Annotated in this window: 22 protein-coding genes and 1 pseudogene; 16 read left to right on the top strand and 7 right to left on the bottom strand. The window is 64.3% G+C overall.

Annotated features, from left to right (window positions below):
- The 4 genes from Q1L59_RS16340 to Q1L59_RS16325 all read right to left on the bottom strand — a co-directional run.
- On the bottom strand, positions 1-419 hold a 419-nt coding region (locus Q1L59_RS16340; RefSeq protein ID WP_300334265.1), incomplete at its 3' end, for an RDD family protein.
- Between the two features lie 111 nt (positions 420-530).
- A complete protein-coding gene (locus Q1L59_RS16335; protein WP_300334262.1) occupies positions 531-1,193 on the bottom strand; it encodes a DUF3106 domain-containing protein in 663 nt (220 codons plus the stop codon).
- Positions 1,166-1,492 (bottom strand): DUF3619 family protein, encoded by a 327-nt coding sequence (locus tag Q1L59_RS16330; protein WP_300334260.1) that lies wholly within the window; start codon positions 1,490-1,492, stop codon positions 1,166-1,168. Before Q1L59_RS16330 ends, Q1L59_RS16335 begins: the two co-directional genes overlap by 28 nt.
- A gap of 47 nt (positions 1,493-1,539) precedes the next feature.
- On the bottom strand, positions 1,540-2,103 hold the full coding sequence (locus Q1L59_RS16325; RefSeq protein WP_300334271.1) for an RNA polymerase sigma factor: 564 nt from the start codon (positions 2,101-2,103) through the stop codon (positions 1,540-1,542).
- A gap of 138 nt (positions 2,104-2,241) precedes the next feature.
- Here Q1L59_RS16325 and ilvB point away from each other — a divergent pair, with 138 nt between their 5' ends.
- From ilvB to Q1L59_RS16300, 5 genes are all read left to right on the top strand, one after another.
- The gene (ilvB, locus tag Q1L59_RS16320) at positions 2,242-3,954 is read left to right on the top strand and encodes a biosynthetic-type acetolactate synthase large subunit (RefSeq protein ID WP_300334258.1); all 1,713 of its coding nucleotides are present in this window, start codon (positions 2,242-2,244) and stop codon (positions 3,952-3,954) included.
- An 11-nt stretch (positions 3,955-3,965) separates the two neighbouring features.
- On the top strand, positions 3,966-4,457 hold the full coding sequence (ilvN, locus tag Q1L59_RS16315; protein ID WP_300334255.1) for an acetolactate synthase small subunit: 492 nt from the start codon (positions 3,966-3,968) through the stop codon (positions 4,455-4,457).
- Positions 4,458-4,486: 29 nt separating this feature from the next.
- Positions 4,487-5,503, top strand: a complete 1,017-nt coding sequence (gene ilvC, locus Q1L59_RS16310; protein WP_300334253.1) for a ketol-acid reductoisomerase — start codon at positions 4,487-4,489, stop codon at positions 5,501-5,503.
- A gap of 135 nt (positions 5,504-5,638) precedes the next feature.
- Positions 5,639-6,406: a CDP-diacylglycerol--serine O-phosphatidyltransferase gene (gene pssA / locus Q1L59_RS16305; RefSeq protein ID WP_300334250.1), complete on the top strand. Its 768-nt coding sequence runs from the start codon at positions 5,639-5,641 to the stop codon at positions 6,404-6,406.
- A gap of 307 nt (positions 6,407-6,713) precedes the next feature.
- Positions 6,714-8,252, top strand: coding sequence for a 2-isopropylmalate synthase (locus Q1L59_RS16300; RefSeq protein ID WP_300334248.1), 1,539 nt, complete (start codon positions 6,714-6,716; stop codon positions 8,250-8,252).
- A 50-nt stretch (positions 8,253-8,302) separates the two neighbouring features.
- Here the strand turns inward: Q1L59_RS16300 and Q1L59_RS16295 are convergent, their stop codons facing one another.
- On the bottom strand, positions 8,303-8,647 hold the full coding sequence (locus Q1L59_RS16295; protein ID WP_300334246.1) for a DUF2069 domain-containing protein: 345 nt from the start codon (positions 8,645-8,647) through the stop codon (positions 8,303-8,305).
- Positions 8,648-8,735: 88 nt separating this feature from the next.
- On the opposite strand from Q1L59_RS16295, the gene Q1L59_RS16290 reads away from it, so the two are divergent.
- From Q1L59_RS16290 to Q1L59_RS16270, 5 genes and pseudogenes are all read left to right on the top strand, one after another.
- On the top strand, positions 8,736-9,623 hold the full coding sequence (locus Q1L59_RS16290) for a YihY family inner membrane protein (protein WP_300334244.1): 888 nt from the start codon (positions 8,736-8,738) through the stop codon (positions 9,621-9,623).
- A gap of 40 nt (positions 9,624-9,663) precedes the next feature.
- Complete coding sequence (locus Q1L59_RS16285) at positions 9,664-10,185, top strand: DUF3124 domain-containing protein (protein ID WP_300334241.1); 522 nt, start codon at positions 9,664-9,666, stop codon at positions 10,183-10,185.
- 106 nt (positions 10,186-10,291) lie between these two features.
- A complete protein-coding gene (locus Q1L59_RS16280) occupies positions 10,292-10,840 on the top strand; it encodes a Gx transporter family protein (protein ID WP_300334238.1) in 549 nt (182 codons plus the stop codon).
- Positions 10,833-11,453 carry a flavin prenyltransferase UbiX gene (locus Q1L59_RS16275; RefSeq protein WP_300334236.1) on the top strand — a complete coding sequence of 207 codons (621 nt, stop codon included), beginning with the start codon at positions 10,833-10,835 and terminating at the stop codon, positions 11,451-11,453. Before Q1L59_RS16280 ends, Q1L59_RS16275 begins: the two co-directional genes overlap by 8 nt.
- A gap of 135 nt (positions 11,454-11,588) precedes the next feature.
- A pseudogene (locus Q1L59_RS16270) lies at positions 11,589-12,521 on the top strand (MFS transporter); the annotation flags it as partial.
- Positions 12,522-12,616: 95 nt separating this feature from the next.
- Here the strand turns inward: Q1L59_RS16270 and mutY are convergent.
- Positions 12,617-13,876, bottom strand: coding sequence for an A/G-specific adenine glycosylase (gene mutY / locus Q1L59_RS16265; RefSeq protein ID WP_300334234.1), 1,260 nt, complete (start codon positions 13,874-13,876; stop codon positions 12,617-12,619).
- A gap of 330 nt (positions 13,877-14,206) precedes the next feature.
- Between mutY and Q1L59_RS16260 the strand changes: the two genes are divergently transcribed.
- The 6 genes from Q1L59_RS16260 to pbpC all read left to right on the top strand — a co-directional run bounded on the left by Q1L59_RS16260 (position 14,207) and on the right by pbpC (position 24,944).
- Positions 14,207-14,725, top strand: a complete 519-nt coding sequence (locus Q1L59_RS16260; RefSeq protein WP_300334231.1) for a flavin reductase family protein — start codon at positions 14,207-14,209, stop codon at positions 14,723-14,725.
- Between the two features lie 285 nt (positions 14,726-15,010).
- The gene (locus Q1L59_RS16255) at positions 15,011-15,325 is read left to right on the top strand and encodes an H-NS histone family protein (protein ID WP_300334228.1); all 315 of its coding nucleotides are present in this window, start codon (positions 15,011-15,013) and stop codon (positions 15,323-15,325) included.
- A gap of 131 nt (positions 15,326-15,456) precedes the next feature.
- Positions 15,457-16,461 (top strand): UDP-glucose 4-epimerase GalE, encoded by a 1,005-nt coding sequence (gene galE, locus Q1L59_RS16250; protein WP_300334225.1) that lies wholly within the window; start codon positions 15,457-15,459, stop codon positions 16,459-16,461.
- A gap of 11 nt (positions 16,462-16,472) precedes the next feature.
- A complete protein-coding gene (locus Q1L59_RS16245; protein WP_300334223.1) occupies positions 16,473-17,291 on the top strand; it encodes a symmetrical bis(5'-nucleosyl)-tetraphosphatase in 819 nt (272 codons plus the stop codon).
- A gap of 128 nt (positions 17,292-17,419) precedes the next feature.
- Positions 17,420-22,600, top strand: a complete 5,181-nt coding sequence (locus tag Q1L59_RS16240) for an MG2 domain-containing protein (protein ID WP_300334220.1) — start codon at positions 17,420-17,422, stop codon at positions 22,598-22,600.
- Positions 22,601-22,646: 46 nt separating this feature from the next.
- On the top strand, positions 22,647-24,944 hold the full coding sequence (gene pbpC / locus Q1L59_RS16235; protein WP_300334268.1) for a penicillin-binding protein 1C: 2,298 nt from the start codon (positions 22,647-22,649) through the stop codon (positions 24,942-24,944).
- A 58-nt stretch (positions 24,945-25,002) separates the two neighbouring features.
- Here pbpC and Q1L59_RS16230 read toward each other — a convergent pair.
- Positions 25,003-25,638 (bottom strand): transporter associated domain-containing protein (locus tag Q1L59_RS16230; protein ID WP_300334218.1); only part of this gene is annotated, 636 nt, incomplete at its 5' end.

Genomic DNA, 25,638 nt, shown 5'->3' with positions numbered 1-25,638 from the left:
ATGACAAGTCGCGTTCCCGCCAGGCGGTCGTGCAGGAAGAGCCGATCGCGATCAAACAGCGCCCAGACGATGCCGATTCCGGCGAGCAGAATGCTTGGCCAGCACCAGAGGAAGCGCACCAGCGCCTGTCCCGGGCGCACGGCGCTGCCCTCCTGCGTGACGAGTCGAATGCGCCAGGTTTTCATCGCCAGCGTCTGGCCGCCGTTGCTCCAGAAATAGACGAAGTAGACGAGCAGCAGCAGCAGGCAGTGCGCTTGAATGACACCTGGTGCCGCCAGGCGATGCGCGAACGCGCCGAGCAGCACGTGCGGTAGAACGAGAAGAACGGCGAGCACGGCGAGGAGCAGCAGCGCCTCGTAGAACATGCTCGCCAGGCGGCGCAGAAAACTCGGGCGGGCCAAGGGGACGATGTCGGCCATCAGCGTCTGCACATCAACTGCGGGAATTGCCGACCGACCAACGGACGCACTGGCTGCTTGCTCGCTTCCTCGCGCAACCGCTCTGGCCAAGGTCCGCCGTAGGCAGCCGGATCAGTGCCGGTTGTCACCCTCGGGCGCTGCTGGGTTGCCGCTCAGGGTCGTCTGGCTCGCCGGGCCGGCGGGCTGAGCGGTATTTGTCGGTGTTTCCGGCAACACTGGCAAAGCGCTTCCCGGCGGCGAAGGCGTCGGTGCCGTCGCCGGTGACGCACCCGCCATGCCGGTCGGCGGAGGACCGGCGACGATCCGCCCGGGTTTCGGCACCGGCGTGCCGGCCGCCTGTTGCTTCAGCTTCTCCTTTTCTTCGGGCGAGAGGCTGGAGTACTGTTCCCACTTCTCCTTCAGCTCCTGCTTTTTCTCGGCCGGCAGCCGGGCGGTGGTCTTGAAGTTCTCGCGTGCGATGTTCCGCTGTTCCGGCGTCAGTTTGCCCCAGTCCTGCATCTGCGCCTGAATTCTCCGCTGTTCTTCCGGCGTCATGCTGGAAAAACGACGGGTAATGCCGAGCCACTTCTTCTGGCGATGGTACTCCATCGCGTCCCAGTCATCGCTCAGCGGGGCCAGTATGCTTTTCTGCTCAGCGGTGAGTTCGGTCCACTGCGGCTGCGGCGGAGTGACGATCACCGAAGCGCCGGGCACCTCGGCCTGACAGGTGAGCGCGACAACGCCAAAGAGGAGAAGGCTGCTACGGACTACCGCTCCGCGGAGCTTTTCAACCATGCAAGAAACCCACTGTCGGTGAAGGCATCAATTGGCAGATCGTCGGCCAACAGCGCGCTGTCGATCGCTTCGATTTCGGCGATGCTCTGGTCGGCAGACCAGTACGTGTAGGTGATCATCCCGACAGCGACCAGCAGCGCAATCCCCACCTGACGCAGATTCAAGCCGTCGACGTGGTGCTGGACAAAACTTCCCGCCGCCGCGAGAATCGATTGTCGTACCGGCACCCGCTGTTTGGCAAGCGCCCGTTCGCGGGCACTGTGCAGTCGGTCAAGCGTGGCGGGCGGCAGTTCGTGCACGCCGCGGTTCAAGTGTTGCCGAATCTTGTAGGCAAAATGCAGCTCATTCATAAGGTAATTCCTTTTGCTCTCAACGCTGCCGCCAGCGTGTGGTTGGCGCGCGAGCAGTGCGTCTTGACGCTTCCCTCGGAGCAACCCATGGCAGACGCCGTCTGGGCAACGTCCATATCCTCCCAGTAACGCAGGAGGAAGGCCTCGCGTTGACGGGCCGGCAGCAGCTTTATCTCCTTTTCAATTGCAGCAAGGACTTGCGATTGCAACAACTGATCGTCCGGGGCTTGCGGCGAGTTCGAGCCCGATTCTGCGGCGATCGTTTCGAGCGGGTCGTGATCGTCATCATCATCCGGCGACAGCGAGGAGAGCAGCGTGGTCCACAGCGAACGCACCTTGCTGCGCCGATAGTAGTCGCGAATCGTGTTCTGCAGGATGCGCTGAAAGATCATCGGCAACTCGGACGATGGGCGGTCACCGTACTTCTCGGCGAGCTTCATCATCGCATCCTGAACGATGTCAAGAGCAGATTCCTCGTTGTGTACCGCAAACAGAGCCTGCTTGAAAGCTCGGCGCTCAACCGCAGAGAGGAAATCCGACAGTTCGCGTTGGCTGGCCAGAGCGGGAATCCTTGTTGTTATATTGACTCAATAGCCGTTGCTGCGAATGGCGGCTGAGGCCTGCGCCTTGACCAATCGCAGTCGAAGCTTTAACGTTACAGACTTTTTTCGAGCAATTTGCTTGCTGGGGCGACGGCAATGACGATGATGACCGGTGCAGAGATTGTAATCAGGTGCCTGCAGGAAGAAAAGGTCGAATATGTTTTCGGCTACCCGGGCGGGGCGGTCCTCCACATCTACGATGCACTGTTCAAGCAGGATCAGATCAAGCATGTCCTGGTTCGCCACGAACAGGCAGCCGTGCATGCGGCCGACGGGCTGGCGCGCTCTTCGCATAAGGTCGGCGTCGCGCTGGTGACTTCGGGTCCGGGGGCGACCAATGCGGTTACCGGCATCGCCACGGCCTACATGGATTCGATCCCGCTGGTCATCATTTCCGGTCAGGTGCCGAACGACTACATCGGTCAGGACGCCTTCCAGGAGTGCGACACGGTGGGGATCACCCGACCCTGCGTCAAGCACAACTTCCTGGTCAACGACGTGCATCAGCTCGCGCTGACTTTCAAGAAGGCGTTCTACATTGCCAACAGCGGTCGTCCGGGGCCGGTCGTGATCGACATCCCCAAGGACGTCACGGCGGCGAAATGCCGTTTCGACTATCCCTCGGCGATCCAGATGCGGTCGTACAATCCCGTCGTCAAGGGGCATCTCGGGCAGATCAAGAAGGCCGTTCATCTGCTGCTGGAAGCCAAGCGACCGATGATCTATACCGGCGGTGGCGTCATCCTGTCGAACGGCGCCGAGCCCTTGACCCGCCTTACGCGTCGGCTAGGTTTCCCGATCACCAATACGCTGATGGGCCTGGGTGCCTATCCCGGGACCGACCGCCAGTTTCTCGGCATGCCGGGCATGCACGGCACGGTCGAGGCCAACCTGGCGATGCAGCACTGCGATGTCCTGCTGGCCATTGGCGCCCGTTTCGATGACCGCGTGATCGGCAATCCGGACAACTTCTCGTCGTTGCCGCGCAAGATCATCCACGTCGACATCGATCCTTCGTCGATTTCCAAGCGCGTCAAGGTCGATGTGCCGATCGTCGGCAATGTTCCCGACGTTCTGGAAGAAATGATTCGCCTGATCGAAGCGGGTAACGCTGCCCCCGATGCGCAGGATCTGGCCGCCTGGTGGAAGCAGATCGAAGAGTGGCGCAGCAAGCAGTGCATGAAATATCGCATGCGCAAGAGCGTCATCATGCCGCAATACGTCATCGAGAAGCTCTACGAAATCACCGGCGGCCGCGCGATCGTCACCTCCGATGTCGGCCAGCACCAGATGTGGGCGGCGCAGTACTACAAGTTCGAGCAGCCCCGCCGCTGGCTCAATTCGGGTGGTCTTGGCACGATGGGTGTCGGTCTGCCGTACGCGATGGGCGCGGCGCTGGTTAATCCGGGAATGCAGGTCGTCTGTGTGACCGGCGAAGGGTCGATCCAGATGTGCATTCAGGAACTTTCGACGGCGAAGCAGTTCCGCCTGCCGATCAAGATCATCAACCTCAACAATCGCTACTTGGGAATGGTCCGGCAATGGCAGGAAATGTTCTACGGGAGCCGCTATTCCGAGTCGTACATGGATTCCTTGCCGGACTTCGTCAAGCTTGCCGAGGCTTATGGCCACGTCGGGATTCGCGTCGAGCGGCCGGAAGACGTCGAGGCAGCGCTCAGGAAGGCTTTCGTCGACCACAAGGACGATCTCGTCTTCCTCGACGTGATCACCGATCAGAAGGCCAACGTCTTCCCGATGGTGGCTGCCGGCAAAGGACTGGCCGACATGATTCTGACCGAAGACCTGTAAGGACGGACCTGATGAGACACATTATTTCGATTCTGCTGGAGAACGAAGCTGGCGCCTTGTCGCGCGTTGCCGGCCTCTTTTCGGCGCGCGCCTACAACATCGAGACGCTCACCGTAGCGCCGACCGAGGACGTTTCGCTGTCCCGCCTGACGATCGTCACTTCGGGTACCGATGCGGTCATCGAGCAGATCACCAAGCAATTGAATAAGCTGATCGACGTCATCAAGGTGGTCGATCTGTCGGAAGCCGCGCACATCGAACGCGAACTGATGCTGATCAAGGTGCGTGCCACCGGCAAGGACCGCGAAGAAGTCAAGCGACTGGCCGACATCTTCCGTGGCCACATCATCGACGTGACCGAGTCGACCTACGTCGTCGAGCTGACCGCCAGCGGGGCAAAGCTCGACTCGTTCATTCAGGCCATCGACCCGGGACTGATTCTGGAAACGGTTCGCACCGGCGTGTGCGGCATAGGTCGCGGCGAACGCATTCTGAAGGTCTGAGCACACCGTACAACAAGCAGAGGAAACCCATGAAAGTCTATTACGACAAGGATGCTGACCTGTCGCTGATCAAGGGCAGGAAAGTGACGATCGTCGGTTACGGGTCGCAAGGCCATGCGCATGCGCAGAATCTCAGCGATTCGGGCGTGCAGGTGACGGTCGGTCTGCGCCAGGGTGGCGCTTCCTGGAGCAAGGCGCTGAACGCCGGGCTGCAGGTCGCCGAAGTCGCAGCCGCAGTGCGCGAGGCCGACATCGTGATGATGCTCCTGCCCGATGAGAGCATCCCGCAGGTCTATCAGAGCGAGCTTGCGCCAAACATGAAGCAGGGGGCGGTCCTTGCCTTCGCGCACGGCTTCAACATCCATTACAACCAGGTCGTTCCGCGCGACGATCTCGATGTGATCATGGTCGCGCCGAAAGGCCCCGGCCACACGGTACGCTCCGAGTATCTCAAGGGGGGTGGTGTTCCCTCGTTGATCGCCGTGCATCAGGACCGTTCGGGCAAGGCGCGCGACATCGCACTTTCCTACGCCGCGGCGAATGGCGGGACGAAGGGCGGCGTGATCGAAACCAACTTCCGGGAGGAAACCGAGACCGACCTCTTCGGCGAGCAGGCGGTACTCTGCGGCGGCGCTGTCGAACTGGTCAAGATGGGCTTTGAAACGCTGGTTGAAGCCGGCTATGCGCCCGAGATGGCCTACTTCGAATGCCTGCACGAGCTGAAGCTGATCGTCGACCTGATGTACGAAGGCGGCATTGCCAACATGAACTACTCGATTTCCAACAATGCCGAGTATGGCGAGTACGTCACCGGACCGGAAGTCATCAACGAGCATTCGCGAGCAGCCATGCGCGCAGCGCTGACGCGCATCCAGAACGGCGACTACGCCAAGATGTTCATCCTCGAAGGGCGGACCAACTACCCGGCGATGACGGCTCGTCGTCGGCTGATCGCGCAGCACCCGGTGGAGACGGTCGGCGCCAGGCTGCGTGACATGATGCCGTGGATCAAGAAGAACCGTCTGGTCGATCAGAGCAAGAACTGAGCGCCGGCCGGCGCACGGGAAGCGCCGGCCAGGTGACGCAGCCGGTGGACGAACGAGGAGTGAGCGGGTAGGCAAGGACGCAGACCGGTCGCCGAGCAGATCAGTTCACCCCTTTGGAATCCTCCGACAAACGCCATGCCCGAAGTGAAGCCCCGCAAGACGCTCTTCAACCCGGAGTTACGCCGGCGCGGGATCTATCTCCTGCCCAACCTGTTCACGACCGCAGCGCTTTTTTGCGGCTTCTTCGCCATCGTGCAGGCGATGACCGGACGTTTCGAACTGGCGGCTATCGCGATCTTCGTCGCCATGGTCCTGGACGGCCTTGACGGCAGGGTGGCTCGTCTGACGCGCACGCAAAGCGCCTTCGGCGCCGAGTACGATTCGCTGGCCGACATGGTTTCCTTTGGCGTCGCCCCGGCGTTGGTAATTTTCGCCTGGACGCTGAAGGATATGGGGCGCCTTGGCTGGATCGCCGCGTTCATCTATTGCGCCGGCGCCGCTCTGCGCCTGGCGCGCTTCAATACGACGCTGGAAGTCGTCGACCGGCGTTACTTCCAGGGCCTGCCGAGCCCGGCTGCGGCAGCACTCGTCGCCGGCTTTCTCTGGGTGATGATCGACAAGCACATTGCCGGCAGCGACGTACGCTGGCTGGCCTGCGTTCTGGTCATCTTCAGCGGCATATCGATGGTCAGCAATGTCCGTTTCTCGAGCTTCAAGGACATCAACCTGCGGCGCAGCGTGCCGTTCATTTTCATCGTCGCCATTGCCATCGGTTTTGCCGTCATCTCCTACGACACGCCGGTCGCGCTCTTTGGCCTGTTCGTCACCTACGCACTTTCGGGTTACGTGCTGGCCGCGGTGCGGCTCATCGGACGACGCACGCAGCCGCCGCCCGAAGTCTGAAAACTCGGTGTTGCCGGCCAGTATTGGGGTGCGCTGCGCGGCCTGAACTCGCCAAGCCAGCGCCGGACGGCTTGTCGATGACGTGCATGGACGATTGACACGTCAATTCGAAACTGTTTATAGTCCGGGCATGAGTTCGTATCACTTCTCCTCCTGCTTCGTCTCGCTGCGCGCCGTCCTGCTCGCCCGGCCGCTGCTGCGCGTCACGCGCTAAGAAAACATCCTCCCAATTCGTGCAGTTTCCGTCGGTTTCCCCGGTTGGGGAAGTCGTTGCCGGCCATACAGATTTTCCATTCGGAGTCAGGACATGAAAGAGCATTTGGTTATTTTCGACACGACCTTGCGCGACGGCGAACAGAGCCCGGGCGCTTCGATGACAAGAGAAGAAAAGTTGCGCGTTGCCCGCCAGCTCGAGCGCATGCAGGTCGATGTGATCGAAGCCGGTTTCGCCGCGGCCTCACCCGGGGATTTTGACGCGATCCGGTCGATCGCCAGAATCGTTACCGGTTCGACGGTCTGTTCGCTCGCGCGCTCGAACGAAAACGACATTCGGCGGGCGGGCGAAGCAATCGCCCCGGCGGCGCGTGGGCGGATTCATACCTTCATCGCCACCAGCCCGATCCACATGGAGAAAAAGCTGCGGATGAGCCCGGATCAGGTCGTCGAAGCGGCCGTGCAGGCGGTACGCTGGGCGCGCGAATACACCGAAGACGTCGAGTTTTCGGCCGAAGATGCCGTGCGCTCGGACGTCGACTTCCTCTGCCGCGTGTTCACGGCGGTGATCGAAGCTGGTGCGCGAACGATCAATGTGCCGGATACCGTCGGCTACAGCGTGCCCTCGGTCTGGGGCGAGTTGATCCGCACTTTGATCGCCCGCGTCCCCGGCGCCGATCAGGTGGTGTGGTCGACGCATTGTCACAACGACCTCGGCATGGCCGTCGCCAACTCGCTGTCGGCCGTCCTTGCTGGTGCTCGCCAGGTCGAGTGCACGATCAACGGTCTTGGCGAACGCGCCGGCAACGCTTCGCTGGAAGAGGTCGTCATGGCGGTGCGCACGCGCAGCGACATCTTTCCAGTCGAGACGCGCATCGATACGACGCAAATCGTTCCCGCCTCGAAGCTGGTCTCGCAGATCACCGGCTACCCGGTTCAGCCGAACAAGGCGGTGGTCGGCGCGAATGCTTTCGCGCACGAGTCCGGAATTCATCAGGACGGCGTCTTGAAGCACCGCGAAACCTACGAGATCATGCGTGCCGAAGACGTCGGATGGGCGCAGAACAAGCTCGTCCTGGGCAAGCATTCCGGGCGCAATGCGTTCAAGGCGCGCCTCTCGGCCTTGGGCATCGTGCTCGACGGCGAGGAGGCGGTCAACGCAGCTTTTGCCCGTTTCAAGGAACTGGCCGACAAGAAGCACGAGATTTTCGACGAGGATCTGCAGGCGCTCGTTTCCGATGACGAACTGCTGCAGGACGGCGAGTATTACAAGCTCGTCTATTCGCACGTCTGTTCGGAGACCGGCGAAACGCCAGCGGCGAACGTCACCTTGACGCTCGGTGCGCTCGAAAAGAAGGGCTCAGGCGTCGGCAGCGGTCCGGTCGATGCGACCTTCAAGGCGATCGAGTCGATTGCTGCGAGCGGCGCGCAACTCCTCCTCTACTCGGTCAACGCGATCACCACGGGTACTGACGCACAGGGCGAAGTGACCGTCCGGCTGGCCAAGAACGGCCGTATCGTCAATGGCAATGGGGCCGATACCGATATCGTCATTGCTTCGGCCAAAGCCTACCTGAACGCGCTCAACAAGCTGCAGTTTCCCGACCGGCTCGATCCGCAAGGCGATGTATGATTCCCGTTCTGCCGGGGCAATCGGAAAAGGGCAAGGCAACTTGCCCTTTTCTATTTCGCGGATCGGCGGCTCAGTCTGGCGTAGGCGACCGCGGCCACGAAGAAAGTGACCGCCAGCCCGGTTTCGGCGATCGCCAAGCTTTGCCCGGTGCCCGTCTCGGTCGTCGCCCGTACGATGCCTTCGGTGAAATAAAGCAGGATCATCATCGATGCCCACTGGTAGGTGTAGCGCCTGCCGTGCAGAATGCCGAACAGGGGGGCGAGCAGCGGCAGGCATTTCAGCGCCAGCCATGAGCCGCCCGGTTGGACCGGGGCCAGCCGCAATTCCCAGGCCAGGCAGAGAAAGATCAGCGCAATCAGGCTGCCACAAGCGGTGAGGTAGGACCAACGGATCATCGATCAGCGCTGCCGGTCGCCCGGCTGGGAAACGAATGGGAAGACTTCTGCGACATCGAGCTATTATCCTGGAAAACGCCATTTCATCATGAATAGCCAAACCATACCGCCGACGCCTTTTGCCTGGCGTCCGTTTGCGTTGCGTGTCGGCCGTCGGTTTGTCGAGGAAAACTTCGACCAGCTCAGCGCCAGCCTGGCTTTCACGACGCTCCTCTCGCTCGTTCCGCTGATCGCCGTCGTGCTCAGCGTCGTCGCCGCCGTGCCCGTCTTTCCGCGTCTGGTCGAGCAGCTCGACCTCTACCTGGCACGCAGCCTGCTGCCCGAACGCAGCGCTGGAATGATTGTTCAGTACCTGCTGGAGTTTTCCGCGAAGGCTGGCCATGTAACGCTGGTCGGCTCGCTCGTCCTGATCACCACGGTCGCTCTGCTCCTGTCGACGATCGAGCGCGCCTTCAATCACGTCTGGCGGGTCACCAGCCATCGCCCGTGGCGGCGAAGGTTTGCGCTCTATGCCGCACTGGTTGCCTTGTGGCCGCTGCTCGTCGGCGGAATCATCGTCGCCACTTCATACGCGGTGACCACTTCGCTGGGCCTGATCGACGAACCCCCATGGCTCAGGCGCCTGCTGCTGCGCGGACTTGGCCTGCTGATTGCCGGCATCTTTCTTGGCGGACTGTATTACGCGCTGCCCAATACGCGCGTCGCACTGCGCGACGCTGCCGGTGCGGGCCTCTTTGCCGCAGTCGGTTTCCTGCTGATGCAGAAAGCCTTCGAGCTGTATCTGGCGAGCTTTCCGTCCTATACCGCGGTGTATGGAACGTTTGCCACGCTGCCGGTGTTCCTTCTCTGGCTTTACCTGTCGTGGGCAGTCGTCCTGCTGGGTGCACTGGTCGCCGCGACGCTGCCCGACTTTCGCCGCCCGGCCGGCAACTCAGGCGCGACGCGAGCGCCCGAGCGGCCACCGCCTGCGCGATAATGCGGCGAATCATTGTCGAGACCACGAAAGGAGCTTTGTCATGCCCAGCAGCCTGATGTGCCGCCAGCAGCGCTTCGTTTCCTTGACCGTCCGGTGGCTGTTCATTGGCGCCGCCGCTACGCTGGCCCCGCTTGCCCTGGCCGAGGGAATCGAACCGGCGAGCAAGGGGCAGACCGTCTACGTGCCGATCTATTCCGAGATCCGCCACGGCAATACCTCATCGTCGGGCAAGCCGGAGACGACCTTGATGTCGGTTCTCGTCAGCGTCAGGAACACCGACCCGACGAACCCGATCCGCATCGTTGCCGCACCGTACTACAACACCGACGGCGTCCTGATTCGCAACTCGGTGACCAGTCCCAAGCCGATTCCGCCGTTTGGTACTTTCGAGATTTTCGTCGAGTTGCGCGAGAACCTGGGCGGCTCGGGGGCCAATTATGCGATCAAGTGGGACGCGGCCACGGCCGTTTCGCCGCCGACCATCGAGGCGCTGCATTCTCGCTTCCAGGCAGGCTACTCGGTTGCCTTCGTTTCGCGCGGCCGCGCCATTTCGGAACCTTGAGACGCGCGCCGCAGAGCGGGTCGCCGGGCACCGCCAGTGGCTGGGAACCGGCTGCCTGGCGGCGCGCGAGCAAACGGAGCCGCCAAGGCGATGTCGAACGAATGCCATGTCCGCCACACCGCACCTGATCAGACTGACGACAACCGCCGAAGACCACCGCGTTGCCCGGTTGGCCGCTGCGGCGATCGGTTTGTCGCTGGTCGATGCAGCGATTCCGCTGCCCTTGCCCGGCGTCAAGCCCGGTTTGGCCAACATCGTCACGCTGATCGTCCTTGCCCGCTACGGCTGGCGCACCGCCGCCTGGGTGAGCGGCCTGCGCGTCGTTGCCGGCAGCCTGCTGCTCGGCCACTTTCTCACGCCTGCGTTTCTGTTGAGCCTGACCGGCACGACGTGCAGTCTGCTGGTCCTTGCTGCCGCCGTTCGCCTGCCGCACCGCTGGTTTGGCCCGGTAAGCTGGAGCCTGCTTGCCGCGTATGCCCACATCGGTGGGCAACTTCTGCTCGCGCGCTTGTGGCTGATACCGCACGACGGGCTTTTTCTCCTGACCCCGGTCTTTGCCGGCGCAGCGCTGGTCTTTGGTACGAGCAACGGCTTGCTCGCTGCGCACCTGCTCGCCCAGGCACCCGTCTCGTCGGAGGCGACGGAAAATGCCTGAAACCATCTGTCTGGCGCTCACCGGTGCGTCGGGAATGCCTTATGGAATTCGTCTGCTCGAGTGTCTGCTTGCTGCCGGTCGGCGTGTCCAGTTGCTCTATTCGCAAGTGGCGCAGGTTGTCGCCGAGCAGGAAATGGGGCTGCACCTGCCGACCCGGGCGAGCGAAGCGCACACGCTGCTTGCTCAGCGCTTCGCCGGTCTGCCCGGCGAGCTGCAGGTTTATGGCCGCGAGCAGTGGTTTGCTCCGGTGGCCAGCGGCTCCAACCCGCCAGATGCCATGGTCATCTGTCCCTGCACGCTGGGGACTTTGGCGGCGGTTGCGCAAGGTCTGGCCAGCACGCTCATCGAAAGGGCGGCCGATGTCGTTCTCAAGGAAGGTCGCAAGCTGATCGTCGTGCCACGCGAAACACCGCTGTCGACGATTCATCTCGAGAACATGCTGCGCCTGGCGCGCGCCGGCGCGGTGATTCTGCCGCCGAACCCGGGCTTCTACCATCACCCGCAGCGAGTTGAGGATCTGGTCGACTTCGTCGTCGCCCGCATCCTTGATCGTCTGCATGTGGCGCACGCGCTGATGCCGCGCTGGGGCGATGGGGTGGCGGGAAGCGGGTGAGCGGTGTTTGTCGCTGTCGCTTGGCCAGCCATCATCGCGCACTGGTTGGCGCGCTGGCTGGGCGCAGCGCGCGCCTGCTCTGCCGGCCGGACGGGTGCTCGTCCCGGCCGGCCGGCTGCAGCGCGCAGTGAGCCGATGCAGCCGGCGCGCTCTTCGTGGCTTCTGGTCGCCGTCTTCTGTCTCGCCGAAGCGGCGTCGATGGCGGGCTTCGCTCTGGTTCCATCGTTGCTGCCCAAGCTGTCGTCGCAGTGGCGGTTGTCAGCGACCCAGGCTGGCTGGCTGAGCGGCTTCTTCTTCCTCGGCTACCTGCTTGCCGTACCCGTGCTGGTCAGCCTGACCGACCGAATGGACGCGCGTCGCGTCTATCTCGCCAGCGCTGCAGTCGGCGGCCTGGCGCAGGCCGGCTTCGCCGCTTTCGCCGACGGCCTGGTTGGCGCGCTGGGCTGGTGGTGGCTGGCCGGCCTGGGTCTCGCCGGAACGTACATGCCCGGCCTGAAGGCGCTCACCGACCGCCTGCCGGTCGCCGTCCAGTCACGCGGGACAGCCTTCTACACGGCAACTTTTGGCGTTGGCGCCGGCCTGTCCTACCTCTGGGTCGAATTGCTGCAGAGCCTGCTGCCATGGCGCACGCTGTTCGTCGTGGGTGCGGCGGGTTCGCTGCTCGCCGTCGTCCTCGTCTGGCTGGGCGTTGCCGCGGGCAGCGTTGCGGCGCGGCGCGGTGGGATGCGCGAGCACTGGTCGAGCGTCATGCGCGAGCGACGTATCCTGGCCTATTGCGGGGGATACTTTGGCCACAACTGGGAACTCTTCGGTTTTCGCGCCTGGCTGGTCGCCTACCTGAGCTGGCAGCAGGCACACCGACCCGACGTGTGGACCTCGATGCCCGGTCTGGTGGCGGCCGGCGCTACCTTCCTCGCCGTTCCCGCCAGCGTTCTCGGCAACGAGGGCGCACATCGCTGGGGTCGTCGTCGCTGGCTGACGCGAGTGATGCCCCTCTCATGTGTTCTGGCGCTCCTGGTCAGCTTGTCCGGCGACCTGCCGCGCGCGCTGCTGGTCGGCCTGCTGCTGGTCTACGCGATGAGCATGAATCTCGACTCGGCCGCGCTGACTGCCGGCGTGCTTACCGAGACGGCCGTCGACCAGCGCGGTACGGCGCTTGCGCTTTATTCGTCGGTCGGTTTCGCCGGTGGCCTGCTCGGCCCGGTTGTCTTTGGCGTTGCTGTCGACGCTTGCGGTGGCCCTGGTAGCGTTGGTTGGACCGCGGGTTTCGTCACCTTGGCTGGCGGGGTCGCTTTCGGCCGCTGGGCGATCGGCCGCATCGAACGCTCGCCCGCTGGTCCCGCCTGAGCACGGCCAGGGAAAGCCACCTGGAGGAGTCGCCTGATCGGTGTCGGCAACGCCGCTGCAGCGATTTCCGGGTAGGCCAGCCAGATCTCGCTCGCTTCGGCGACCCGCCAGGCAGAATGCCCGACCTGTGCGCAGACGACATCGATGTTCAGGATGAAATGGGTGAACGTATGCTTCACTGTTGGCAGGCGCTCCATGGCAAGAATCGAACAGTCTCGCTGCCGGGCGAAATCGGTCAGCCGGCGATCACCTAGTTCGGGCAGGCTGAGCAAGCCGCCCCAGATGCCGACCGGCGGACGCCGTTCGAACAACACCCCCTGCTCGCAACAAAGGAGAACCAGCGTCGCCTGCCGTTCCGGCAGTGGTTTCCTCTTGCGCGGCGTTGGCAGTTCGTTCTGCCGGCCGCTTCGCTGGGCGAGGCATTCGCCGGCGAGCGGACAGACATCGCATTGCGCCGCTCGCCGCAGGCAGACGGTGGCGCCGAGGTCCATCAGGCCTTGTGTGTAGCGCTCGATCTCGATCGCCGGCAAGAGCGACTCGGCGAGCGCCCAAAGTTGCTGCTCGTCGTGGGTGGCGGAGGCCGTAGCCTCGATCGCAAAATGGCGGCTGAGCACGCGCTTGACGTTGCCATCGAGAATCGCTGCCCGCCGGGCAAAGGCAAAGACGGCGATGGCGCCGGCAGTCGACCGCCCGATTCCCGGCAGGCGCGCGAGCTCAGCGACTTCGGACGGAAAAGATCCGCCTTGCTCAGCCACGACACGCTGCGCGCAGCGATGCAGATTTCTCGCTCGTGCGTAATAGCCCAGACCCGCCCAGACTTCGAGGACGCTGGCGAGAGGCGCCGCAGCCAGCCTGTCGAGGCTCGGAAAGCGGGACAGAAAACGCTGGTAATAAGGAATGACCGTAGCGACCTGCGTTTGCTGCAACATGATCTCGGACAGCCAGACGCGATAGGCGTCGCGGCAGTGCTGCCAGGGCAGATCGTCACGCCCATACATTTTCTGCCAACTGATCAAGCGGACTGCAAACGCCGACCGATGCTTGCCGTCGGCCTCAAGCATCGGCGCCACCGTCATCGGCAAGACTTTCGACCGGCGCCTGGGAAAAGCTTGGCGCGGGGACGTCTGCGCGGCGCTGGGTCGACACATTGCGGCAGCAAGGCGATAATGCCGCCGTGCGTGCTGTCCGGTGTGAGCGGGTGCTGCCGGGCAAGCTCGCCGGACAGGCTGTACTTGCAATTCGCCGGTTCATCGATAGTGCACCCCGCATGACCAAAGGCACGTGCCGCTGCCTATCAATCATCCTAACACGGTCGCAGGCTGCGGCCGCTCGCCTTGATGCCACTACCCCCTCGTATACCCGCCACCGCACAAGTTGCCGCAACCCCCGCTGGCGTGTCGCGCGCGATGTCTGAAGACGGCGACTTGGCGGCCATTGATGATCGCTTCTGTCGCGCCTTGCGCGACGGCCTGGGCACCTTTGCCACCGGGGTTACCGTCGTCACGACGTGTGCCGATGACGGGCGAGCGGTCGGCATTACAATCAATTCGTTCAGCTCGGTATCGCTCGACCCGCCGCTCATCCTTTGGAGCCTGTCGAATCGATCACCGAGTCTTGCGGCGTTCTGCCGTGCGCAACACTATGCGGTCAATGTTCTCGCGGAAGACCAGGAATGGATTTCAAGCCATTTTTCGGTACGCGGCGACGACCCTTTCGCGCCTGTCGAGTTTATCCCTGGACTCGCCGGCGTTCCCTTGATCGCCGGTTGTCTGGCCTGGTTCGAATGCGCACCTGAGGCGCACTACCCGGGCGGGGACCATCTCGTACTTGTCGGCCGAATTCTGCGCTTCGCCCAGGGGCGGAAGAGCTCTCCCTTGGTCTTTCACGGCGGCTGCTATCGCCGGTTAAGCGGCGAGTCGCAGTGAGCGGGGATGGCGGGCAGGGCAAATACTGCCGCCTCAGCCGCCGACGGGACGATCCTGCCGGTACTTGCTCGCGGAATAAAAGTGCAGTAAAGTGCGCCCCGGCTTTCGGCGGTTCTCGACATTAGTTGTGTGGCACGGTTTTTGGACGAGAGGCGTAACGGGTATTGAAAAACCCCCGATATCGCATGTTGATTGCCGACCGGCAGGACAAGCGCATTTCATCGCAGTGGCGGGTTCACCGGTTAATAACGTGTCCACTCGTTGATTATCTGAAAGGAACGAAGCATGTCCATTTACCGGGAATTGCTGGCGCAGCGCGAAGCACTCGATAGGAAAATTGAAGAAGCTCGCCGGGAGGAGGTCTCTTCAGCGGTTGCCAAAGTAAAACAGTTGATTGCTGAATACGATCTGACCGCCGCCGATTGCGGTTTCAAGGCGAGCCCCGCGCTAGTCGCTCCTCATGCGGGCAACGCGCGGCCACCGGTTGCAGTCAAGTACCGCGGACTTAATGGTGAAACCTGGTCGGGTCGCGGCAAGGCGCCGCGCTGGTTGACCAATCTGGAAGCGCAGGGTCGGGAGCGCGAAGAATTCCGCGCTTAGGTGTTCACGCTGCCTGGAACAAGCGGCTTGCGCAACGCCAGTAGGCTTTGCCGGCAAGTTACACGCAGCTTGCCCAGCCGACGACGGCTACGCCGGAAGCAAAGCGACGCCATGCGCGAACGGGTACAGGTGTGAACCTCCTCGTAACCGGTGGCACCGGCTACATCGGGTCGCATGCCTGCGTCATTCTGCAGGCCGCCGGCCACGAGGTGATCGTGGTCGACGACTTGTCGAACAGCCGCCCCGAAGTCATTGATCGAGTCGAAAGGATCTCGGGCAAGCGGCCAGCCTTCTACTGCGGCGATGTCCGCGACCGCGACCTGTTGCGGCGCATCTTCGCGCAGTTCCGCATTGACGCTGTTCTGCATTTTGCCGGCCTCAAGGCGGTCGGCGAATCAGTCACGCAAGCCCTGCGTTACTATGACTGCAACGTCGGTGGTGCCCTTTCGCTCTGTCAGGTGATGGCTGAATCGGCAGTCAGAACGCTGATTTTCAGTTCGTCGGCAACCGTATATGGCGATCCGGCGAGAGTACCGATCAGCGAGGATTTTCCGCGCTCGGCGACCAACCCCTATGGTGCCAGCAAGCTGATGATCGAAGACATTCTGGCTGATCTGGTGCGCTCGGATGCGAGCTGGCGAATCGCTCGCCTGCGTTATTTCAACCCGGTCGGAGCGCACGAGAGCGGTCTGATCGGCGAGTCTCCGAATGGCGTACCGAACAACCTGCTCCCCTACGTGGCTCAGGTCGCGGCCGGCACGCGCACCCACTTGAGCGTTTTCGGCAACGACTATCCGACCCCTGACGGAACCGGCGTGCGCGATTACATCCACGTCATGGATCTGGTCGACGGGCATCTCGCCGCCTTGAATTACCTGCTGGGCACAGCGGGTCTGCTGACGGTCAATCTGGGTACCGGTCGCGGCTATTCGGTCATCGAAATGATCGAGGCTTTTGCTGCGGCCAGCGGGCGGCCGGTGCCCTACGTCATCGCGCCGCGCCGTGCGGGCGATGTCGCCGTTTGCTACGCCGATCCCCGACTGGCGAGGGAACTGCTTGCCTGGACCGCGCGCCGTGGGATCGAGGAGATGTGCCGCGATGCCTGGCGTTGGCAACAAGGGCAGGCGTTCGCCTGACGAGCGGGGCGATGGCAACTTACGCCGTCGGCGACATTCAGGGCTGCTACGACGCCTTGCAACGCTTGCTCGAAGCATGTCGTTTTGACGTTGCGGCCGATCGCCTGTGGCTGGTCGGCGACCTGGTCAACCGCGGACCCCGTTCGCTCGACACGCTGCGCTTCGTCCGCGACCTCGGCTCGCGGGCGGTCACCGTACTGGGCAATCACGACCTCTATCTATTGATGGCGGCGGCCGGCTTCGGTCGGCGAAGCAAGGGCGACACGCTGGATCCAATCCTCGACGCGCCTGACCGCGACGAGCTGCTCGACTGGCTGCGTTGCCAGCGGCTGTGCCACCACGAAGGGCGCTTCTGCCTGGTGCACGCCGGTCTGTTGCCGCAATGGACGGTGGGCAAGGCGCGTGCGCTGGCGCACGAGGTCGAACAGATCCTTGGCGGGCCGGATTACCTCGACTTCATGCGCAACATGTGGGGTAGCGAGCCCGTCGCCTGGAGCGACGATCTGACCGGCTGGCCACGTTTACGCGTGATCGTCAACGCCATGACGCGCATGCGTTTCTGCTCGCCGGAAGGGGCGATGGAGTTCAGAAGCAAGGGCGAAGCGAGCGCTGCGCCCGATGGATTCGTCCCCTGGTTCGAGGTTCCGGGCCGACTGAGTGCCGACCATGTCCTGGTCACCGGCCACTGGTCGGCGCTTGGTTTGAGGATGGAGGCCAACCTCCTGGCGCTTGATTCAGGATGCTTGTGGGGCCGTCACCTGACCGCCGTCCGTCTTGAAGACCGCGCGCTCTTTCAGGTCGGTTGCCCGGCAAACGCAGCCCAGGCCTGAATGCTCGGGCGCTTTCCGGCTGGCGAGCGAGCGGCTGCGCCAGCTCGCTCGCGCGGATGAAAAATTGACGACTTTCGTTGCGCGGGCGCCTGCTAGAATCAAACCGGCATTTCTCATCGGAGCGACCCATGCGCAGCGGAAGGCTATACAGACAATTCGGTGCGGCGTCCCTGTATGCCGTCCTGGCAGCAATTGGACTGGCGATTGCCGGCTTTCTGGCCATCGGGAATCTGCCGTCTTCGGCGCCTGACGAGGGGACTCGCGACGGCGTCCGCTTTGAAGTGGTCGACGGCGCACACCGCGAGCTTGATGGCTTGCCCGCCCTGGCGCTCGCCTTCAGTCTGCCGCTCGACGCCAAGGGCGAGAACGACAAGTTCCTGCAGGTGCTCGAGATGCCCGCCGCTACGCCACAGCGCGTGCGTGCGCCGGCAGACGAGGCGAGCGACGATGAAGCGGCGGACAGCGAGGCGGCCGAGGCTGAGAGCGCATCGACCAGTCGCGCGGCTGCCGACACGACGCTCGACGGTGGTAAACCCGTTGCCGGGGCCTGGGTGGTCGGCGAAAACCCACGCCTGCTCTTCTTTCCGCACATCAAGCCGCAAACGCGCTACGTCGTGCGCGTCGCTCCTGGCCTGACGGCAAGAAACGGCAGCAAGCTGGACGGAGAAGCGCGCTTTTCGATTCGCACCGCTGCCGTCGCACCGGCCTTCTACTTCGCCAGCCGCGGCATGGTCTTGCCGGCAGCACAGAACGGTGGACTGCCGGTAACGACAGTCAATGTCCCGGAAGTCGATATCCAATTTCTCCGGGTCAAACCCGAGCAACTCGCGCGCTTCCTCGAAAAGGTGATCGCCGGCCCGGCGCGCAATGCAGCGCGCCCCGCGGCGGACGATAACGACGAAGCGGCTGCTGAGGACGACGATGGCCCGTCCTTCGCTGCACATCATCGCCTGCAAGGCGCGGTCAGCGCGTGGGACCTCGATCAGATGCACAAATTGACGACGAGTGCTTTCGTTGGTCGCTTCCTCACCGAGCAAACGCCCAACCGGCGGGCAGTCACCTTCATTCCGATCGAGACCATTACGGCGCTGCGCGAACCCGGCGTCTACATTGCCGTGATGTCGCAGCCAAATCGTTTCCGCGACGACTATCAGACGACCTACTTCTACGTCAGCGATCTTGGTCTGCATCTGCGCCAGTATCCGAACAGTGGCGCCGATGCCTACGTCAGTTCGCTGACCGACGGCCAGGCACGGTCAGGTGTCGAAGTGAGCTGGATCGACGCTGCCGGCAAGACCCTGCTGCGCGCCGAGACCGATCGTGACGGGCGTGCTGCTTTCGCCGAGCGGCCGTCGGCAGCGCGCCTGCTGATGGCCCGCAAGGGTGAGCAGATGTCACTGATTACGCTGAAGGAGCCGGCGCTCGATCTGGCCGAGTTCGAGGTCGCCGGAATGCCTTATGTGCCGGTGCGCCTGTTCGCCTACAGCGGGCGCAACCTGTACCGGCCGGGCGAGCGTTTCGAGGTCTCGGTGATCGCGCGCGACGCTGACGGTCGCCCGGTTCCGCCGCAGCCCATCCAGGCGATCCTCCGGCGGCCCGATGGCAAGGCGCAGTGGACCGCCACCTGGCAGCCGGAAGCCGCGTTCGCCGGTTACTACCGACGGCCGATCGAACTGCCGCCGGATGCCGCAACCGGTTCGTGGAACCTCGAACTGCGGGCCAATCCGGCGGCGCGCCTGGCGGGAACGAGCATGCAGTTTGGCGTCGAGGAGTTTCTGCCGGAACGGATGAAACTGGACCTGGCAAGCCCCGCCGAACGCCTGACCGGCGAGGCTGACTGGCGTATCGACGTTGCCGGGCGTTACCTGTACGGCGCTCCGGCAAGCGGCAACCGCCTGCTCGGCGTGGTCACCAGCGAGCGTAACCGCAACCCGCTGGCGCAGAAGCTGCCGGGCTTCGTCTTCGGCGACGCGGACGAAGACAACGAAAAGGCGCGCAGCGAAATGCCCGAGCAGCAACTCGACGAGCAGGGCAAGGCCAAACTCGCCGTCAGCCTCGAACAGGTCGCCAAGCGTCGCTCGCCGTACACCGTACGCACGACGGTGAGTCTGCTGGAAAGCGGCGGCCGGCCGGTGGTGCGCAGCATCGAGCGCGTCTTCTGGCCTGCGCCGGTTCTCGTCGGGGTCCGCCCGATGTTCATCGGGGCTTACGCGCGCGAGGGTGCGCCAGCCGATTTCGAGGTCGTACGCAGCGACAGCAGCGCTGCGCTGAAGGCGGGCGGCGCCCTGCCCGTGCGGCTCTTTCGCGAGAACCGCAACTACTACTGGCGCTTCGACGATCAGCGCGGCTGGAACTCGGGCTTCACCGAAACCGACGAACTGGTGACGACAAGCCAGATCACGCTCCCGGCGAGTGGTCGCGGCAAGCTCAGCCTGCCGGTCAAGTATGGCCGCTACCGTCTGGAAATCTTCGATCCGGAGACGCGGCAAACGACGCGCTTCCGCTTCTACGCCGGCTGGTCGGCGAAGGACGACGAGACGCAGGGCGTCCGTCCTGATCGTGTGGCGCTCAAACTCGACAAGGCGGCCTACGCTGACGGGGAAAAGGCACGCCTGACGATCAGTCCGCCGCACGCCGGCGAAGCGCTGGTGACGATCGAAGGCGACCGCGCGTTGTGGGTGCGCCGCCTGTCGGTCGGCAGCGACGAAACGACGATCGACCTGCCGCTCGACAAGGAATGGAGGCGGCACGACCTCTACGTCTCGGTCATGGTGCTGCGACCCTCGGGCGCCGGCGAAAAGCTCACCCCGGCGCGCGCGCTCGGCCTCATCCACCTGCCGCTCGAACGCACCCACCGCAAGCTTGCCGTGACGCTCGAAGCGGCGCAGAAGGTCGCACCGGAGCAGCCGCTGAAGGTGCGCGTCAAGGTTCCCGAGGCGAAGGGACAGCCGACGATGATTACCGTCTCGGCGGTCGATTCGGGCATTCTGAACATCACTCGCTACGCCAGTCCGGACCCCTTCGGTTTCTTCTTCGCCAAGCTGCGCTATGGTGCCGATGCCTACGATATCTACGGGCGGCTGATCGAAAAAATGGCCGGGCAAAAGGGCAAGTTGAAGTTCGGCGGCGATGCCGCACCCAAACCGACGCGCAGTCTGCCGAAGAAGCTTCGCCTGGTCGACCTGTTCAGCGGACCGCTGACGCTCGACGAGAAAGGCGAGGCCGAGGTGTCGTTGCCGGTACCCGATTTCAACGGCAGCCTGCGTCTGATGGTGGTGGCGGCGAGCGGCGAGCGCTTCGGAATGCAGGAGGCGGAAGTGACCGTCGCCGCACCGCTGGTCGCCGAGCTCGCGACCCCGCGCTTCCTGTCGGTGGGTGATAGCGCCGTACTTGCGCTCGACCTGCACAACCTGGCCGGCAAGGAACAGGCGGTGAAGGTGGCCGTGAGCAGCCGCGACGGCCTGTTGATCAAGGGGGGTGAGCAGCAGATCGTGCTCGGCGACGGCGAGAAGCGCGTCTTGCGCGTGCCGCTTGAAGCGGGCAGCGCGATCGGTCTGGCCGACGTGCAGGTCAAGCTGGATAGCCCGCTACGCAAGATCGAGCGCAGTTTCCCGCTGCAGGTTCAGGCGCCGACACCCCGCCAGTCGGTTGTCCGCCGGCTGATCGTCGGCCCTGGCGAAAGCGTCGATTTGCGTGAAGCGGAACTTGGCGGCCTGCTGCGGCAGACGGTCACGGCAACGCTGACCGTGTCCGACAAGGCGCCGATCGACGTACGCAGTGCGGTGCAGGGCCTGCTCACCTATCCCTACGGCTGTGCCGAGCAGACGACGAGCACGGCGTATCCGCACGTCTTCATCGACGAGGCCGGTGCCCGCCGCTTCGGGCTGAAGGCCTACACGGCGGCCGAGCGCGCGGCCATGCTGGACAAGGCGATCGCCCGTCTCGCCGGCATGCAGGCGCCGAGTGGCGGCTTCAGCCTGTGGGGCGGACTGGCCGAGTATCAGTACTGGTTGACCGCCTACGTCGCGCACTTCCTCCTCGATGCGCGCGAGCAGGGCTTCAACGTGCCGCCCGAAGTGGAGAAGCGAGCCCTCGAATTCCTCCTGAAAGGACTGCAGGAAGGCGTCGCCGGTCTGCCGACCGGCCCGCTCGTCTATAACCCGAACGCCATCTGGAACGACCCGCGCTACGCCGGCGGCGGCCGTTTCGGTGTTCTCGCTTACGGTGCTTATGTGCTCGCCCGGCAGGGCAAAGCGCCCCTGTCTACGCTGCGCCAGATGCACGATCTGCGGGCCGCTGCGCATTCCGGTCTGGCGCTCGTTCACCTCGGCCTGGCGCTCGAACTGATGGGCGATCCGACACGCGCCGAGAGCGCCATTACCGGCGGTATCGGAAAACCGCGCGGCGGGCCCGCCAACGCCTGGTGGGGCGACTACGGCAGCAACCTGCGCGACTGGGCGATGATGTACGTCCTGCTCGACCGGCACAAGCTCAGACCTGCCGGGCGCGAGAACCTGGTAGCCCAGGTTGCCGGCGAAATGCAACGTAACGGCTACTACAGCACGCAGGAGAAGCTGGCGCTCTTCCTGCTCGGCCAGCAATTCGCTACCGAGCCGAGCGACGGATGGAACGGTGAAGTGCTGACCGCCGGCAAGGTGCGCGCCATCGCTGGTCCCGGTGCCGCTTACCAGTCGCTGAGCGCGGATGAGGTCGCCGGTGGGCTGAGCTTGCGCAACACGCACAAGGCGCGTCTGTTTGCTGAACTCAATCTGAGCGGCCATCCGGCGCGCGCGCCGGCGGAGCGGCGCGAGGTGTTCGACCTGCGGCGTGACTGGTTCACCGCCGACGGCCAGCCGCTCGGCAAACGTACGCTGCGCGTCGGCGAAAGCCTGCTCGTTCGCCTGCAGGTGAAGACCACTGGGCGCTACGCCAATGGTCTGATCATCGACGCGATTCCGGCCGGCCTGGAAATCGAGAACCTCAACCTCGTGCAGGGCGAGCAGTCGGTGGTTCTGGTCGACGGCGTCGATCCGCGCCAGGTGATGCAGAACAGCAACATCCGGCACGTCGAGTTCCGCGACGACCGCTTTGTCATCGCCGCGCGTCTGGCCGAGCGACAGCAGTTCTTCTACCGCGTGCGGGTCGTCACCCCCGGGCGCTTCGTCGTTCCGCCGAGTTACGCTGAAGACATGTATCAGCCGCAGATCTATGGCCTTGCCGGCGGCGATGAGGTGCTCGTCGTCAGCGACGGGCATGACGAAGCTGCCGGCGGCGGCGTCCAGCGCAGTAGCGCAGCGGCTCGCCGATGAACCAGCCGCAGGGCATTGCCGCGGCGAGCTGCCAGCCGGCGGCGGAATGATCCGGGCACTGCGGCTGACGCTGGCCGCAGTGCTCGCACTGCTGCTGCTTGCCGACCAGTTGTTCCCGCCGCCGCTGCCCGGACGCGCGGCAGCACAGGCGCAGGTCGTGCTCGCGCGCGACGGCACGCCGCTGCGCGCCTTTCCCGACCGTACGCACGTCTGGCGTCACCCGGTACGCCTGGAGGAAGTCTCGCCGCGCTACCTTGAAGCGCTGATCGCTTTCGAGGACCGCAGCTTCTGGTGGCATCCCGGGGTCAATCCCTGGGCGCTCGCGCGCGCCGGCGGGCAGTGGTTGCGCCACGGACGGATCGTTTCCGGCGGGTCTACGCTGACCATGCAGGTCGCGCGTCTGCTCGAGCCCGCACCGCGCACGCTGGTCGGCAAACTGCGCCAGATCGCACGTGCGCTGCAACTCGAACTGCGCTATTCGAAACGCGAGATTCTCCAGATCTATTTGACTTATGCCCCGATGGGTGGCGTCCTGGAAGGCGTCGAGGCGGCCAGCCGCGCTTACCTCGGCAAGCCGGCGCAACGCCTGAGCGCATCCGAGGCGGCGTTGCTCACTGTGCTACCGCAGGCGCCGTCGCTGCTGCGTCCCGACCGCTATCCGGAACGCGCGCGTCAGGCGCGCGACAAGGTGCTGGCGCGCATGCTCGAACGCTGGGGCGCAGCGACGATCGCCGAGGCGAGGCAGGAGCCAGTGATCGCACAAACCGTACGCGAACCTTTGCTCGCGCCGCTCTTTGCCGAGCGTCTGCGTCGGCGCAATCCGGGCCTCGCGCGCATCGAAACGACGCTCGACGCGAGCGCGCAGCAAAGCGTCGAACAACTGCTGGCGGCGCGCCTGACCGTCGTTCCACCGCGCGTCTCGCTGGCTGCGCTGGTGGTCGACAATGCAACGCTCGAAGTTCGCGCCTACGCCGGATCGGCCGACTTCAGCGACGACGAACGCTTCGCCCATGTGGATATGGTGCAGGCGCCGCGCTCGCCAGGCTCGGCGCTGAAACCCTTCCTCTACGGATTTGCCCTCGACGAGGGTCTGATCCACTCGCAGTCGCTGCTCGCCGATGTCCCCCAGTCCTTCGCGGGCTATCAGCCGGGCAACTTCCAGGCGAGCTTCAGCGGGCCAGTCAGCGTCAGCGAAGCGCTGCAGCGCTCGCTCAACGTGCCGGCGGTCGAAGTGCTTGAACGACTCGGTGCCAACCGTTTCGTCGCCTTGCTGCGCCGCGGTGGCTTGAAGCTCGATCTGCCGCGCGGCGCGACGCCCAATCTTGGCGTGATCCTCGGCGGAGCGGCGGTCAGTCTGGAGGATCTGGTCGGCGCCTATACCGCCTTCGCGCGCGGTGGTATCAGCGGGCGGCCGCGCTATCAGGTGACGGCAGCGCACGAGGAAAGCCGCATGCTGAGCGAAGGCGCCGCCTTCATCGTGCGCGATGTGCTGGAATCCGGCGGTCCGGTTGCCCGTCAGGTCGAGGGTGGCCTCGGCGTGCGCCGCGGAATCGCCTGGAAAACCGGCACCAGCTTCGGTTTCCGCGATGCCTGGGCGGTCGGCGTCAGCGACCGTTTCACCGTCGGCGTCTGGGTTGGCCGGCCGGACGGTACGCCGAACCCGGGGTTCTTCGGCGCGAACATCGCCGCGCCGCTGCTGGTGGACATCTTTTCGGTCGTCGACGATGCACCACCGCCGCCGCGCGTGCCGCCGGCAAGCGTCGCCGAGGGCCGCATCTGTTGGCCGCTGGGCACACGCAGCGAGTCCACGCCGCGCGAACTGTGTCACCAGGAACGAACCGCGTGGCTGCTCAATGGCAGCGCCCCGCCCACCTTCGCCGATCGCTTGCGCGACAATGCGGCGCGCTATACCGACTATCGCGACGCGACCAGCGGCCTGCGCGTGCGTAAGGCTTGCGCTGAGGGAAAGATGCTGGCGGTCGCCATGGCGCGCTGGCCGGCGGCGGTCGAACCGTGGCTGAGCAGTGCGCTGCGCGAACGCGCCTTGCCGCCGGCGTGGGCGCCGGCGTGCGCGACTGCGCGCGGACCGGAAGCCGGCTTGCGCATCGTCGGCATCAGCGACGGCGAGATCATTCGCCGAGCCGGCAGCGGTCCGCCGCCGGAGTTGCGCCTGGCCGCTCGCGGCGGGCAACACGATCTGATCTGGCTGCTCGACGGCCGACCGATCGGCCGCGTTCCCGCTGGCGCCGTCCTGCCCTACCGCTTCGCCGAGCCTGGCCGCTATCAGATCACGGTGATCGACGACGCCGGTTACTACGACCGGGTGGAGATCAGCGTGCGTTGACGGCGGCGTTCCTTGTCTGGTCGCTGGTGTGTCTTCCTCGGCGACGACAGCGCCGTGCCTACCAGCGAATCTGAACCTCCTGGATGACCTGTGGCGTCGCACGCTGAATGGTGAAGCGGACGCCTTCCACCTCGATCGTCGTTCCCGCTTTGGGAATTTCGCGTGCGTACTCGAGCAGGTAGCCGGACAGCGTATCGTGACTGGCGCCGTTGCCGGGCAAGTGCAGGCCGAGCTTCTCGATCAGCATCGCCGGCGCCGCGCGGGCGCTCACCAGGTAGTCGCGTTGCCCGAGCTTCTTCAGCCACTCGGCCGGCTTTTCCTGCCGGTCATACTCGTCCTGCATGTCCTCGACGACATCCTCGATAATGTCCTCGATCGTCACAATTCCTTCCTCACCGCCGAACTCGTCCATCACGACGGCCATCGCGTCGCCATCCTGGCGCAACTCGACGAGCATCGACTCGGCACTCTTGCTGGTTGGTACGTAACGCGTCGGACTGATGAACGGCGCGATCGACGCAGTCTCGTCGACGCCGAGCAGATCCATCGCATTGAGCACGCCGATGACACGGTCGATGCGCCCGTCGTAGACCGGCAGGCGAACGTGCGCGCTCTGCACCGCCAAGCGCACGGCCTCACCGACGGTGCAGGTCTTGTCGACCGCAACGACATCGATCAGCGGCACCATTACCTT

This window comes from Accumulibacter sp. (genome assembly GCF_029255125.1).
Classification (GTDB): Bacteria; Pseudomonadota; Gammaproteobacteria; order Burkholderiales; family Rhodocyclaceae; genus Accumulibacter.
This window is presented reverse-complemented; position numbering and strand designations above follow the sequence as displayed.

Bases quoted from the DNA above. Each gene is read 5' to 3' on its own strand.
- Q1L59_RS16285 (WP_300334241.1), top strand. From the start codon at position 9,664: ATGCCCAGCAGCCTGATGTGCCGCCAGCAGCGCTTCGTTTCCTTGACC.
- Q1L59_RS16290 (WP_300334244.1), top strand. From the start codon at position 8,736: ATGAATAGCCAAACCATACCGCCGACGCCTTTTGCCTGGCGTCCGTTT.
- Q1L59_RS16255 (WP_300334228.1), top strand. From the start codon at position 15,011: ATGTCCATTTACCGGGAATTGCTGGCGCAGCGCGAAGCACTCGATAGG.
- Q1L59_RS16295 (WP_300334246.1), bottom strand. From the start codon at position 8,647: ATGATCCGTTGGTCCTACCTCACCGCTTGTGGCAGCCTGATTGCGCTG.
- Q1L59_RS16260 (WP_300334231.1), top strand. From the start codon at position 14,207: ATGTCTGAAGACGGCGACTTGGCGGCCATTGATGATCGCTTCTGTCGC.
- ilvC (WP_300334253.1), top strand. From the start codon at position 4,487: ATGAAAGTCTATTACGACAAGGATGCTGACCTGTCGCTGATCAAGGGC.
- Q1L59_RS16245 (WP_300334223.1), top strand. From the start codon at position 16,473: ATGGCAACTTACGCCGTCGGCGACATTCAGGGCTGCTACGACGCCTTG.
- pbpC (WP_300334268.1), top strand. From the start codon at position 22,647: ATGATCCGGGCACTGCGGCTGACGCTGGCCGCAGTGCTCGCACTGCTG.
- Q1L59_RS16300 (WP_300334248.1), top strand. From the start codon at position 6,714: ATGAAAGAGCATTTGGTTATTTTCGACACGACCTTGCGCGACGGCGAA.
- Q1L59_RS16240 (WP_300334220.1), top strand. From the start codon at position 17,420: ATGCGCAGCGGAAGGCTATACAGACAATTCGGTGCGGCGTCCCTGTAT.
- Q1L59_RS16280 (WP_300334238.1), top strand. From the start codon at position 10,292: ATGTCCGCCACACCGCACCTGATCAGACTGACGACAACCGCCGAAGAC.
- ilvN (WP_300334255.1), top strand. From the start codon at position 3,966: ATGAGACACATTATTTCGATTCTGCTGGAGAACGAAGCTGGCGCCTTG.
- ilvB (WP_300334258.1), top strand. From the start codon at position 2,242: ATGACGATGATGACCGGTGCAGAGATTGTAATCAGGTGCCTGCAGGAA.
- mutY (WP_300334234.1), bottom strand. From the start codon at position 13,876: ATGACGGTGGCGCCGATGCTTGAGGCCGACGGCAAGCATCGGTCGGCG.
- Q1L59_RS16275 (WP_300334236.1), top strand. From the start codon at position 10,833: ATGCCTGAAACCATCTGTCTGGCGCTCACCGGTGCGTCGGGAATGCCT.
- Q1L59_RS16335 (WP_300334262.1), bottom strand. From the start codon at position 1,193: ATGGTTGAAAAGCTCCGCGGAGCGGTAGTCCGTAGCAGCCTTCTCCTC.
- pssA (WP_300334250.1), top strand. From the start codon at position 5,639: ATGCCCGAAGTGAAGCCCCGCAAGACGCTCTTCAACCCGGAGTTACGC.